General features: G+C 47.0%; 11 protein-coding genes. 8 read left to right on the top strand and 3 right to left on the bottom strand.

The genetic code is table 11. The annotated features are described in order from the left end of the window. The first annotated feature begins 10 nt into the window (after positions 1-10). The 6 genes from ABIA61_RS18550 to yunB all read left to right on the top strand — a co-directional run bounded on the left by ABIA61_RS18550 (position 11) and on the right by yunB (position 7,068). On the top strand, positions 11-1,867 hold the full coding sequence (locus ABIA61_RS18550) for a sensor histidine kinase (RefSeq protein WP_283653218.1): 1,857 nt from the start codon (positions 11-13) through the stop codon (positions 1,865-1,867). Between the two features lie 99 nt (positions 1,868-1,966). Continuing rightward, the gene (locus ABIA61_RS18545) at positions 1,967-3,331 is read left to right on the top strand and encodes an ABC transporter substrate-binding protein (RefSeq protein WP_283653217.1); all 1,365 of its coding nucleotides are present in this window, start codon (positions 1,967-1,969) and stop codon (positions 3,329-3,331) included. Positions 3,332-3,363: 32 nt separating this feature from the next. Further along, complete coding sequence (locus tag ABIA61_RS18540; RefSeq protein WP_404581111.1) at positions 3,364-4,266, top strand: carbohydrate ABC transporter permease; 903 nt, start codon at positions 3,364-3,366, stop codon at positions 4,264-4,266. A gap of 2 nt (positions 4,267-4,268) precedes the next feature. Further along, positions 4,269-5,105 carry a carbohydrate ABC transporter permease gene (locus ABIA61_RS18535; protein WP_283653216.1) on the top strand — a complete coding sequence of 279 codons (837 nt, stop codon included), beginning with the start codon at positions 4,269-4,271 and terminating at the stop codon, positions 5,103-5,105. An 83-nt stretch (positions 5,106-5,188) separates the two neighbouring features. After that, entirely contained in the window at positions 5,189-6,118 is a 930-nt protein-coding gene (locus ABIA61_RS18530) for an aldo/keto reductase (protein WP_283653215.1), read from the top strand. 146 nt (positions 6,119-6,264) lie between these two features. Continuing rightward, positions 6,265-7,068 carry a sporulation protein YunB gene (gene yunB, locus ABIA61_RS18525; protein WP_283653214.1) on the top strand — a complete coding sequence of 268 codons (804 nt, stop codon included), beginning with the start codon at positions 6,265-6,267 and terminating at the stop codon, positions 7,066-7,068. Positions 7,069-7,096: 28 nt separating this feature from the next. Here the strand turns inward: yunB and ABIA61_RS18520 are convergent, their stop codons facing one another. Further along, positions 7,097-8,200 (bottom strand): M23 family metallopeptidase, encoded by a 1,104-nt coding sequence (locus ABIA61_RS18520; protein ID WP_283653213.1) that lies wholly within the window; start codon positions 8,198-8,200, stop codon positions 7,097-7,099. Positions 8,201-8,449: 249 nt separating this feature from the next. On the opposite strand from ABIA61_RS18520, the gene lipA reads away from it, so the two are divergent. Both lipA and ABIA61_RS18510 read left to right on the top strand, forming a co-directional pair. After that, on the top strand, positions 8,450-9,352 hold the full coding sequence (gene lipA / locus ABIA61_RS18515) for a lipoyl synthase (protein WP_283653212.1): 903 nt from the start codon (positions 8,450-8,452) through the stop codon (positions 9,350-9,352). Between the two features lie 24 nt (positions 9,353-9,376). Then, the gene (locus tag ABIA61_RS18510) at positions 9,377-10,303 is read left to right on the top strand and encodes a YutD family protein (protein ID WP_283653211.1); all 927 of its coding nucleotides are present in this window, start codon (positions 9,377-9,379) and stop codon (positions 10,301-10,303) included. A gap of 144 nt (positions 10,304-10,447) precedes the next feature. Here the strand turns inward: ABIA61_RS18510 and ABIA61_RS18505 are convergent, their stop codons facing one another. Both ABIA61_RS18505 and ylbJ read right to left on the bottom strand, forming a co-directional pair. Beyond that, entirely contained in the window at positions 10,448-11,251 is an 804-nt protein-coding gene (locus ABIA61_RS18505; RefSeq protein WP_014277899.1) for an NAD kinase, read from the bottom strand. Between the two features lie 66 nt (positions 11,252-11,317). Next, positions 11,318-12,652, bottom strand: coding sequence for a sporulation integral membrane protein YlbJ (gene ylbJ, locus ABIA61_RS18500; protein WP_283653210.1), 1,335 nt, complete (start codon positions 12,650-12,652; stop codon positions 11,318-11,320). Positions 12,653-12,932: the final 280 nt, after the last annotated feature.

Raw genomic sequence — 12,932 nt, 5'->3', positions numbered from 1 at the left:
GGAAGGTACGATGCGCCAAGTTAAATATATGTATCAAAAATTTTTGGACAGTAGCTTTCGTACGAAATTGATGCTGTCCTATTTTTTGTTGTCTGGTTTTATGGTTTTGATCCTGGGTTTTGTTTACTTCGAAACGAGCGCACGGAATATTACTACAAACGTAACAGATAGCGTTACAAGCGTTCTGCGTAGTAATAACCAGCTGCTGGATAACAAGCTAACTGCTATTCAAAAAACCGTAGATATGATTCCGATCGACCATGACCTTCTTCAGACCATTACGGACGTGGATATTTCGGATTCTTCATCGCTTTTACGAGCTGATCGCAGCATTACGAAAATTTTGTACAGATACTTTGGCAATATGGAGGAAGTATACGCTTCCCAGATTATGACGCGAAATTATGCATACGGAAGCACCAATCGGATGTATATTCCCGTTCAGCCGTTTTATTCTTCTCCCTTGGCGACAACGGCGGTGGAAGCAGAGGGGGCTACCAAGTGGATTCCCGCCTATTCGTATGCCGATACATTTCATCAGCAGGATTTAAAACGAGGCTCCTATGAGTTTAGTTCTTTATTTGCTGTGGTGAAGCAGCTTCACTTGACTGCAATAGATGATGCGGGAACCTTCCACACGCTTCCGGAGGGAAAGGAAAAGCCAATACTTATATTGAATTTCCGTCCTGACTTGTTAAAAGGGGGTTTTGAAGATTACGCAGCCCGTAGCGGATTTGCACATCTATCCTACGGTATGATTCATGATAAAAACGGGATGGTCATTAGTTCAGACCTACAGCAACAAGAGGGAGAGCCCGTGGCGGATTGGCTTAAGGATGCCATTACTTCGGAACAAGGGATGAAAATGGTAAACGTTAAGGGTCAAACTATCCTACTTGTTTACGAAGCGATGAAGACAACAGGCTGGGTATCTTATATAGCTATTCCCATGGAAGATGTATTGGAACATCTGTCGACGATTCGCACCTACACGTTGTTTTTTTTAGGCTTTATGATGCTCATTGCCGTTATCCTTGCTTATTTACTGTCTGTATACATCAGCAAGCCCATCACGGATATGAAACAGGCGATGAAAGTGATGGAGAAGGGGCATTTTGATATTCGAATTCCTGAACGAGGCTATGATGAACTAGGGGATCTGGTGATCCGATTTAATCAAATGAATGAAAAAATTAAAGATTTAATCGAGGAAAATTACAAATCACGCCTGCGAGCCAAAGAGTCGGAGTTAATGGCACTTAATCTACAGCTTAATCCTCATTTTTTGTATAACACCTTAACGACCATGTATTGGATTGCATTAGAACATAAACAGCAAGGATTAGGGCAGATGATCATTAGTCTGGCGGAAATGCTGCAAATTACGACCCGAAACAAAAACGACACATGGAGCTTGGAGACAGATCTGAATTGGCTGGAAAAATACATTTATATTATGCAGAATCGCTTTGAGGACAAGTTTACGGTGGAATATGATATTGATCCGGTTTTGCTTCAGATGGAAGTTCCCAAACTTTTTTTACAGCCTTTCGTGGAGAATTCAATTATTCACGGCTTCGCCGAAATGGAATCAGGTGGTCGGATTAGGATCACAGCCTGGATCGAGAAGCAATTGGTGTGTTTTAAAGTCGAGGATAATGGATTAGGAATTCAAGAAGATCATATACGCCGAATTCAAGCTGGAGAAATCCGTTCAACGGGCATTAAAAATGTAGACAGAAGAGTACGGCTGTTATATGGGATGGAATATGGGGTTACGCTCCACTCGCCAGCAGGCAAGGGGACATTTGTCCTGATTCGAATCGGAGAAATTCATAGATCTAATCAAATGACACCAATCCAATGAGAGTACGACTTTTAATAATGTAAGCGTTTGCTAAAATGGGTTTAGTGACGAAGTAACAAACGAAAGGATAAAAAAATAAACGGTTTGGGGGCGTTACTCATGTTAAAACGAAAGTTATGGATCGTCTGCATGTGCTTGATCGTTGGGCTTATGTCAGCCTGTAGTTCAAATGAGAGCAGCAGCAAGCCAGTAGATTTGCAGGGTCACGAGCAAGTGACACTGACTTATGCCAGTTGGGGGAGCACCAATGAAAAGAAAGTTCAACAGGAAATCGCCAAAAAATTCACAGAGAAATATCCGTGGATCAAAATCAACTATATGCATATCCCCGGGGACTACGTTACCAAATTAACGACGATGTTTGCTGCCAATCAGGCACCCGATGTATTTCCCATTTATAAAGCACAGGCTCTGCAATGGGCCGAACAAGGCAAACTATATAATTTAAATGAATTTTTGAAGGAGGATAAGGAGCTAACGAAGGAAAGTCTCATTCCTAATTCAGTCATCTATTGGGATAAGGACAAAGTGGCAGGGATCAAGGTAACTGAGGAAGCCTTCGCGCTCTATTACAATAAAGATTTGTTTGATAAGGCTGGTGTTGCTTTGCCGCCAGTAAAGACTGAGGAGGCTTGGACATGGGAGCAGTTTTTAGAGACCGCACAAAAGCTCACCATTGATAAAGCGGGAAATAATGCGCTCAGTCCCAATTTCGATGCAAGTAACATTAAACAGTATGGAGTTCGGTTTGACACATGGATGTGGCATCTGCTTGTGCCTTCCAATAACGCAAGTGTCATTTCAGACAAAGGGGACTCGCTTAATCTTGAGAATCCTGATGTGATTGAAGCTGTTCAGAAGATGGCTGATCTGATCAACGTTTATCATGTGGCACCGTCGCCGACGCAGTCCAAAAATATACCTTCCCCAGCCGTAGCACTGCAAAGTAAACGTGTAGCGATGGATCTGGATGGGCAGTGGGTTCAACTGGATCTTGGAGAATCGAAGGTGAATTTCGGTGTAGGCGTGTTACCTAAACTGAAAAGCAGCAAAACGATCCTGTTTGGCGAACCGGAAGTGATTTCTGCCAAAACCAAACATCCTGAAGAAGCATGGATGTTTTATAAATTCTTGCTGGATGCTGAAAGCGGACTTGACATGCATTCTAGCGGATTGTGGATGCCTGTCATGAAAAAATGGTACACCGAACCAGACTTGATTAGCAAATGGGCGGATGTTAAACCAGGTCATGCGGATGGGTACCGTGATGCTGTCATGAACCAAACGCTGCATAACGGTGTCAATTCTTACGACTATTATCTGAAAAACTCGGAAAAAATCAATGCTATCATTAACCCGGCGTTGGATCAGGTATGGCTAGGCAAGAAAACGGTGGAGCAAGCATTCAAGGAGGTTTCCGCAAAGGCTAACGCGGAATTTAAGGGTACGTATCCGAAAGAATAGGGTGAATGTTTTGACAGAAAGAGAGGGATAGAATGCAATCATTATCTTCTATTCGCAAGAGAGAAAATGGGTTGGGGTGGCTTTTTGCCGCCCCTGCTATTCTCGGCTTTGTCATTTTTGTTCTGGGACCGATGATCGCCAGTCTGTGGTTCAGTCTTACTGATTATAAGGTTGCTTCACAGGCCCATTTTATTGGTCTGGATAATTACATCCAATTATTTGACGGAACGGATCAGTTTTTTTATAAATCGCTTGGGGTTACGTTTTATTATGTGTTTCTGAGTGTGCCCCTTCAAATTATTGTAGCTTTCTTTTTGGCGATATTACTTAATCAAAAGGTAAAAGGTCTGGCTTTTTTCAGGACTGTTTTTTACCTGCCGACCATTGTGCCACTTATTGCATCGTCTATGATTTGGATGTGGCTGTTTGATCCGGATCTTGGCTTGCTAAATGTGGTCCTGCGTGCGCTGCATTTGCCCGAAAGTCAATGGATTTATAGCGAAGGGTCGGTAGTCCCTACTCTTGTTTTAATGAGTTTATGGACCGTTGGAGGGAGCATGATTATTTTTCTGGCGGGCTTGCAGGATATACCTAGACATTATTATGAAGCCATTGAAATTGACGGTGGGAATGCTCTTCACAAGCTTATCTATATTACAATTCCATTGACATCGCCCACTATTTTCTTCAATACGATTATGGGCTTCATTGGAGGCTTTCAGGTGTTTGTTCAGCCTTACGTCATGACACAGGGCGGACCCAACAACTCCAGCTTGTTTTATACATTTTATTTGTTCCGTGAGGCATTTACGTTTTCGAATATGGGTTATGCCTGTGCTATTGCCTGGGTGCTCTTTATTGTCGTTTTGATATTCACTGCCTTTCTGTTCAAGACGGCCCGAAAATGGGTGTATTACGAAGGCGGGGGGGCTTGAGGATGAAAAAACGTGGTTGGAGCTGGAGCAGGGTGTTGCTATACACAGTTCTCATTGTGGGCTCACTTTTTTGCATGTTTCCTTTTTACTGGCTGGTGCGAAGCTCCATGATGGATTTAAGCCAAATTTTCCTGATCCCGCCAAAATGGATTCCCGAGCCTTTTGTATTCGAGAATTTTTTACAGCCGTTTGAAGAATTATCGTTTGGGCGCTATTTTGTGAATACGTTTATCGTCGTTGCAGGGACTTTGGCGGGTGTACTTCTGTCGAGTACGATTTCTGCTTATAGCTTTGCACGAATGAGATGGAAGGGAAGGGATAAGGTATTTGCCGTGCTATTAAGCAGCATGATGCTGCCGTTTGCGGTTACGCTAATACCGTCTTTTATTGGTTGGCAGGCATTAGGCATGGTCAATTCGTACGTTCCACTGGTGTTACCTTCGTTTTTTGGTGGAGGCGTTTTTAATATCTTTTTGCTCAGACAATTTTACATGACTCTTCCGCGAGAACTGGATGAAGCTGTATTTGTGGATGGAGGCAACCATTTTACCATCTTTACTCGCATTATTTTACCTTTGTCGAGGTCGGCAATTTTGGTTATCGGATTGTTTACATTTTTGAATACATGGAATGATTTTATGGGACCGCTGGTTTATCTTAATGATGAGAGCAAATTTACGTTGGCGATTGGGCTACAGCAGTTTCAGGGAATATATTCGGCTCAATGGGGCGTTTTGATGGCAGCTTCTTTAATTGTTGTCTTGCCTGCTATTATTTTGTTTGCCATAGGACAGAAGTATTTTATGGAAGGGATTGCCTTAACGGGGATTAAAGGATAAGAGCCACTGCCAGGTACGCACTTTGATTTTTTTGGAATTTAATATTAAAATGGAAGTAACTTTCGAAAAGGAGATGACGTGAATTGGCAGAGCAAGTGCGTATTGGCAAAACAGATCTATATGTAAAGCAAATCGGTTTGGGTGCAAATAAGGTGGGAGGACATAATCTTTTTTCCGGTTTGAACGATGAAACGGGCAAAGAAGTCGTTCGCACAGCTTTGGACAACGGCATCAATTTTCTGGATACGGCTTTTATTTATGGACCTGAGCACTCAGAGCGGTTGATCGGTGAGGTGCTGAAGGAGCGCGGTAAACGTGAGGAAGCTGTCATTGCGACCAAGGGGGCACACAAATTTGTGAACGGAGAGGTTGTTGTTGACAACTCGCCTGCTTTTTTACGTGAATCCGTCGAATCCAGTCTGAAAAGATTGCAGACCGATTATATTGATCTGTTTTATATCCATTTCCCGGATGAAGCTACGCCGAAGGCAGAGGCTGTCGGAGAATTGAAGAAGCTCAAGGACGAAGGCAAAATCAAGGCCATAGGCGTATCTAACTTTTCCATTGAACAACTTAAGGATGCGAATAGTGACGGCTATGTAGATGTGCTTCAATCCGAATATAATTTGCTCCAACGGGAAGCGGAAAAGGAACTGCTGCCTTACACCAAGGCCAATGGCATTTCGTTTGTGCCTTATTTCCCGCTGGCTTCCGGATTGCTGGGCGGTAAGTATACGAAAGACACAACCTTCACAGACAACAGAGCGAAAAGTCCATTATTCCAGGGAGAGGCATTTGCTCGTAATTTGGACAAAGTGGAGCAGGTACGGCAGATTGCCAATGCGTTGAATGCAGAGGTCGCTCATGTTGTGCTCGCATGGTATCTGACCCGCGATTCGATTGATGCCCTCATTCCAGGGGCGAAGGGGCCGGAGCAGGTTCTGGCGAATCTGAAAACGCTGGATGTTCAACTGAGCCAGGCGGATATTGAAAAGATTGACCGTATTTTTTAAATATTTTGCGAAATCCTGAATTAAGAGTCACATCGGGAATTATATATTTTTAGCACACCCAAGGGAGCTGCCGGACGGGCAGCTTCTTTTTCGTGTACCCCTCGCATATCCTTGTAGGGTAAGCTCATCGCTGCGGGGGGATCGGGATGAAGAGAAGACCGCATTGGCATAGCCGGCCCAACAGAAGAAGACAAGGCAGACGCAGAGTATGGCTCATTGTGGGGCTGATACTGCTGGTAGGAATCGTACAGATTGCCTCTTATGTGGAGCAGCATTTGAAACCGCCTATGATGCATTTGGCAAAAGTGCGGGTCAAGCAAATGGCGACGGAGGCCATTAATTCAGCGATTACTGCGCAGGTGGAGCAGGGGGAGACCGCTGATAAACTGATCGAATGGAGAACGGATGCGCAAGGGAAAACCTCCGGCTTTGTTCTGAATTATGCGGAGCATATGAGAATTACTTCGGATACGCTCAAGGCAGTCAAGGCAACGATGGACAGCATGAGCCATTTTGATGAGAGCGTTCCAATCGGTCAGGCATTGGGTAGTCCGCTGTTGGCAGCCTATGGCCCGAAGGTTCCACTCAAGGTGGAGCCGCATGGAGCAATCAAGGTAGATTTAAATACACGTCAGCAGGATGCGGGCATCAACATGATTTTGGTGGAGGTGTATATTCGGATTACGACGGAGGTGTCCGTCGTGATTCCTTTTGAAATGCAGCCTCAGATTGTGGAGACGGAAATTCCGGTGTCTTATTTGCTCGTGGTGGGCAATGTCCCGATGTACTACTATGATAATCAGGGTAAGCCCGTTGGTAAAAATGGAGCCATCGCCCCTAATTTGGCGCTGCCACCCCATTCGATAGAGAGAGGCGCTGCGGATTCCGGCATAGAGAGTGTTCCACAGATGCAGCAAGACGAACCCACCACTTCATCTCCAACGCCATAAGCGAAGGCAAGTGGAATGTGAAGGGACCTTATGTGGAGGTCCCTTTTACTTTACTGGTTTTGAGCGCTTTACGCTCCGTTTGCTCCCATTGTCTTAATAACGGATACGGGTCAAAGGACCAGTCCATCCAACCGTTGTCCCGGTATATGCCGTAGTGCAGATGTGGCGGGAATTTACCCTGGGTACCGGGCTTGCCGTAACCCGAGCTTCCGACCCAGCCGACAATCTGACCTGGCTTGACAATGTCCCCGTTGTGAACGGTCTTGTCAAAGCCAGAGAGGTGCGCATAGTAGTGATAGCGGTTGCTGAGATCCCGAATCCCGATTCGCCATCCACCGAATGGATTCCAGCCTTTCATTTCCACTACGCCGTAGCAGGTACTGCGAACCGGAACGCCATAGCCAGCGAATAGGTCTGTTCCTTCATGAATGCGGTAACCGCCCCAGCTCCGACGACTGCCCCAAGTGCTGCGATAGCTATAAATGCTGCCCAAGGGAAGCGGGAAGGCTTGTTTGCCAAGCTCCAGCTTTCCATATGTCCGATACAGCTTGGCAAACTGCTGTACCCTTTGAACGGCACGGCTGTTGTGGTAATATTCCCATACCGCAATGGAAAACTCATCCTCTGTGCTTCCATATTTACCGAGATAAGAGGCGATGCTGAACAGCAAGTCCCTGTCATCATCACGGTTAGCAATTCCGTCACCCGAACCGTCCTGTCCCAATCCGGAAAAAAAAGAAATGGAACGTGGATGCCGATCCTCGGGATCAGGGTTCATCAGACCCGACCAGACGGGGGCGGTGACAAAGATACCTGTGACTCGCTCCGCATGCTTGCGATCCTTGGGATGCGCAATCGTAAGTGTACGTTCATACTGGTCGATAGCGGCCAGCCTGTACCAGGGAATCCCTGTCAAGGCTTCGACGGAACGATATAGAGCAAGCCTGAACGTATACAATGATGACTGGGAATTTGGAGTAGCCACATGTGCTTGCTGAATGCTTTGGGATGATGTTTGTAAAGGTTTGGCCAAGGCCTGAGCAGGAAGCGGACAGGCCATTGTTAATGTAGTAGCACATAACAGCAGCGGCAACAGGCGAACAGCGCGGACTGTACGTTTAGGGTAAGGCACGTGAACCAACCTCCTCATAAGGGAGCTTGACAGCCCCCGTAGATTACAGGCCCGCATCCAACGGCATCGGTACGGGCGCTTTGGTTTAGATTGAGCCATATCCGTCGCTTTTATCCATATAAGGATTTTACTTTTCCGGCATCAAAGTCATATCAAAAAGGGAACAATGAATGGAGGTTTTTCCATGGCTTTCATGTTATAATGTATGGCAATGACAGCCCAAGCTTATCAGAAAGAAGGTCTATGCCATTGTCTAGAAAAGTGAAGGAAGCCAAGCCCGACTGGATTCGTATTAAACTCACGACAGGCGATAACTATCAGGAAATCAAGAGCATGATGCGTTCCAAGACATTACATACCGTATGTGAGGAGGCGCGATGCCCTAATATATATGAATGCTGGGCCAACAGGACAGCTACATTTATGATTTTGGGTGATATTTGTACGCGTGCGTGCCGTTTTTGCGCAGTGAATACGGGAATGCCTACGGAACTGGACTTACAGGAGCCTGAACGCGTCGCGGAAGCGGCTGAAAACATGAACTTGAAACACTGTGTCGTAACCAGTGTGGCCCGCGATGATTTGAAGGATGGGGGAGCCACTATATTTGCAGAAACGGTGCGGGCGATTCGTCGTCGTTTGCCTTTTTGCAGCGTAGAAGTGTTGATTCCCGATTTTATGGGCGATATCGAATCGCTGCGTATTGTCATGGATGCCAAGCCAGATATTTTGAATCATAATATTGAAACGGTGGAGCGGATGTCCGATAAAGTTCGGGCCAAGGCCAAATACCGTCGCTCCCTGGAGCTTCTTCAACGTGCAAAGCAATTAAATCCGTCCATCCCTACCAAATCCAGTATCATGCTGGGTGTGGGAGAAGAGTGGGACGAGATCTTACAAACCATGGATGATCTGCGTAAAGTCGATTGCGATATTATGACAATTGGACAATATTTGCAGCCATCCGAGAAACATTTGTATGTGCAAAAATATTACCCACCGGAAGATTTTGCGAAGTTAAAGGAAGAGGGATTACAACGGGGGTTCAGCCACGTCGAATCTGGTCCGTTGGTCCGCAGCTCCTACCAAGCGCATGAGCAGGTGAAATCTGCCGCTCAGCATAAGGAAGAAGGCGCCCTTTCGCAGGCTTGATCCGGGAAAGGCGGTCAGATTAGCTTGTTTCATATCGGTGGTAAAAACTATGAAGTGTTGCAGGATCACAAGAACGGGTGGAATCCCGAAGCTTTTCGTGATCGGTATAGTGAAGTGCTGGAGCGCTATGATTATATTATTGGTGACTGGGGTTACAATCAGCTACGTCTAAAGGGTTTTTACCGTGACGGGCATCCCAAGGCCAACAAAGATACATCCATAGCAGTACTGGACGATTACATTAATGAATATTGTAATTTCGGTTGTGCTTATTTTGTGCTGCTTAAGAGCCGCGAAGTGCTCAGCAAGAATGAAAACAATGATGAATCCGTTTCCCCGGATCATCAACAGTTGGCAGAACCTCAAGCGGAACCAATGGAAACGGTTGGAGCCGGAGAGCCGCAAGAAGTGCTGCAACGCGCAGACGGAGAAGAACGGGAATGGCCGGAGCCAAGTCGCGAGTCCAGGGAAACCGAGGAGCTGCGAGTGGAGCAGCCGCGTGAAGCTCAGGAAATTCGGGACTCACGGGAGTTGCAACAACGGGAACCAAGGGAAGTCCAGGAACCGCGTGAGCGACAGCCACGAGAATTCCGTGAAAGTCGTCCGTCCAGAGAAGGACGTGAAGGGAATCGACAGCGTGAGCCACGAGAAGCACGTGATTCGCGTCAGCCGAGAGAACCACGTGAGGCGAAGGATGGACGAATTTCCGGTGAAGGGCAGCAAGCCCGGGAACCACGGAAACAGCGTAATCAGCAAGGGAATTTCGAGAAAAAGGAATCCCGTGGCCCACGCTATGAGCGTCAACCGAAGGAAAACCGGGAGGGACGGCAAGTCCGCGTCTCACGTGATTCTGGAGGCCAGCGTCAGGCGCAGCCTGCTGCCAAAGCCGAAAGAGCTGAGGGAAGCAAAAAGAATAAAACATTCACAGCTCCACAACAAAACGGTTCCTGAATTTCAGGAGCCGTTTTTGTTTACTGGTAAAAAGATCAACTATGGATTGAGTTGGTCCTATCATACAAGCAAAAAGAGCCAAGGTTGGCTCTTTTTGCTTGTACTAGTACTTTTAAGTTCTATGTGTATTCGAAAGCAGCTTGCCTAATTAAGAAAGGCAATGCGTACCCGATCCCAAAATGGAAAGGGACGATAACGAGCGAAGCTGACTTTGTGACTGGAGACCTGACAACGAACAGAAATCAAATCATCCACAGGGAAGTTCAGATGATCTACCGTCAACAGAAGACGCTGATCTTTTCTCGAAAAAATATCACAATGATGGTGCTTGGGCAGCAACAATGGCGATCCAAGTGTCCGATACACCCGGTTGTTAATGGAAGCGATCTCGGTTAATTGCAACGCTTCAATGGTGGGGTGAACCATAGCTCCGCCGAGTGCTTTGTTATAGGCAGTCGTACCTGAAGGGGTAGAAACGCATATTCCGTCTCCGCGGAACATTTCGAAAGTGACATCGTTAATATCCACTTGTGCAACGACAGTGCCATCGACCCCTTTTAACGTAAATTCATTCAACGCAATAAAAGAAGCATTTCCCGACTTCTTGTGAATCTCCAGCTCGATCAATGGATACTTGACGATTCTCGGTTTAAGGGGTCCCTCTGATCCGCTTTGGCTCATCAGGTGGATTAGCTCCTCCAGCTCGTCCGCACGCCAATCGGCATAAAAGCCCAGATGACCGGTATGTACACCAACAAAGGCTATATCCGAAAGTCGGTCGATGAAGGTATGAAACGCATGCAGCATAGTACCGTCGCCTCCAATAGACACGACGATTTCCGGCGATTCGGCATCCAGCTTGAAATTCTTTTCTTGGGCAAGACGGTGAAACTGCTGACTCAAGTCCATGGAGTGCTGATCCCCGCGATCCAGAACATAATATCTCAAGATGAAAAGCTCCTTTGTCATGGGTATATACCGATCATAATCAATTATGAGCAAGAACACAATCGTTCATTGCCTGGACGCTCCCCTCAGACGTGCGAATAAGCGGCTTGTGCCTGCACTCAACCAAGAGAGACAGAGCATGGCTATCAGCAGGCAGGTAAGGAATAGCAGGCTTTGCCACAGCACAGTGGATGAGAAGCCGGGAGACCAGGTGATAACGTATATCGGAGAAAAGACCGGCGAGCTTCCCTCACCCATGAGCGGACGCCATAGCACGAGAGCCAGCAGAGCAGAGATGATGCCGTGCGCAGCCCGAGCCAGCAAAAACGGCAGGTACCGGAGATTCGTCGTATTCAAAATACTCGCGACCTGTGCATGAACCGATAGTCCGCCCCAGGAGAGCACAAAGGCTGCTGCGGCTACCTTGAACGGCAAAGCCGCTCCTGTGGCTTCACCAGCGGCTTGTGACCCTAAAGTGACTTCGAAAATACCACCTACAATGGAATCTGTTAACGTAGGAGGAAGGCCGCAGGCGGACAACAAGCTTGCTGTAAGCAGACGAAGCCCACTCATTAAACCGGAGTTCGTCAAAGCTTCCAGAATGACGCAGAAGAATACAACCAGTCCTCCTACGACAATAATAAGACGGAGGGAGGAAGCAATGGCTTGACGGAGCAGCTCCCCAAACGGACGGCCATCTTCCAAGCGTGCTGTATGCATAGCAAATAACGCTTGGCGCAGTCGTCCGCGTCGTTGCGCAGAAGACGCATCTAATTTGGCATTTGGAGCGACAGCGAGGGATGTTGGTGTTGGCTGCCCGGTGTGGCCAGCTGCGGTTACAGCAGACGGGGGACGGTTGCCGTGAGTATCATCGTCCCCCGAGCGGGAACCGTGAAAGCGCATGAGCAGGCCGATGATCAGCACGCCACCATAATGGGCAGCGCCCAGCACGACTGCAATTTCAGGCTGATGGAAGAAGCCGACGGAAACGGCACCGATCAGGAATATCGGATCAGAGGAAGTTGTAAAGGCGACCAGCCGTTCTCCTTCGATACGGGTGATCCATTTTTGCTCCCACAGCTTGGCCGTTAATTTGGCTCCAATCGGGTAGCCGGATGCACAACTGACAGCGGCAACAAAGCCTCCGCAACCGGGTACACGGAACAAAGGCTGCATAAGCGGGTCCAGCAGTGTACCTATAAAATGAACGATGCCAAAACCGAGCAGCAGCTCGGAAATAACGAAAAACGGGAACAAAGACGGAAACAGCACGTCCCACCAAATGGCTAGACCACGAAGTCCGGCATTCAGAGAAGATTGCGGGTGCGCCGCCATAAGTATAAATAGGAATAGCAGCATAAGAATGAGCAAAGGGAGTGAGTAACGGCGGTACAGCGGCATAGAGGCCCCTCCTTTGGAGTTCTACTACTATTTCTATGGACGAGGATGGACAAAGAGTACCAAAAAGTCAAGAAAGCGTTTGCGCGAAATGCTGTATTTTTGTAAAGATTATGTTAAAATTAAAAAAACAACGATCCATAACCTTAAGGATGGAGTGATCAGGATGAGTATCGTTGCCGGTCTGCTCGTATGTGCTTTTGTGTATGTTATTCGTGCCTCTCTCGTCCATCCCGGTGAAGAGGATTGGCGGAGTTATTAGCTGTGTTTGTAGAATGGCGGA

Source organism: Paenibacillus sp. RC21 (assembly GCF_044907935.1).
GTDB lineage: Bacteria > Bacillota > Bacilli > Paenibacillales > Paenibacillaceae > Paenibacillus > Paenibacillus terrae_A.
Note: the sequence above shows the minus strand (reverse complement) of the source record. Positions and strands in the feature narration are given on the sequence as shown.

Excerpts from the sequence above, each read along its gene's own strand:
- ylbJ (WP_283653210.1), bottom strand. The coding sequence starts at position 12,652 with ATGCCGCTGTACCGCCGTTACTCACTCCCTTTGCTCATTCTTATGCTG.
- ABIA61_RS18550 (WP_283653218.1), top strand. The coding sequence starts at position 11 with ATGCGCCAAGTTAAATATATGTATCAAAAATTTTTGGACAGTAGCTTT.
- yunB (WP_283653214.1), top strand. The coding sequence starts at position 6,265 with ATGAAGAGAAGACCGCATTGGCATAGCCGGCCCAACAGAAGAAGACAA.
- ABIA61_RS18540 (WP_404581111.1), top strand. The coding sequence starts at position 3,364 with ATGCAATCATTATCTTCTATTCGCAAGAGAGAAAATGGGTTGGGGTGG.
- ABIA61_RS18545 (WP_283653217.1), top strand. The coding sequence starts at position 1,967 with ATGTTAAAACGAAAGTTATGGATCGTCTGCATGTGCTTGATCGTTGGG.
- ABIA61_RS18535 (WP_283653216.1), top strand. The coding sequence starts at position 4,269 with ATGAAAAAACGTGGTTGGAGCTGGAGCAGGGTGTTGCTATACACAGTT.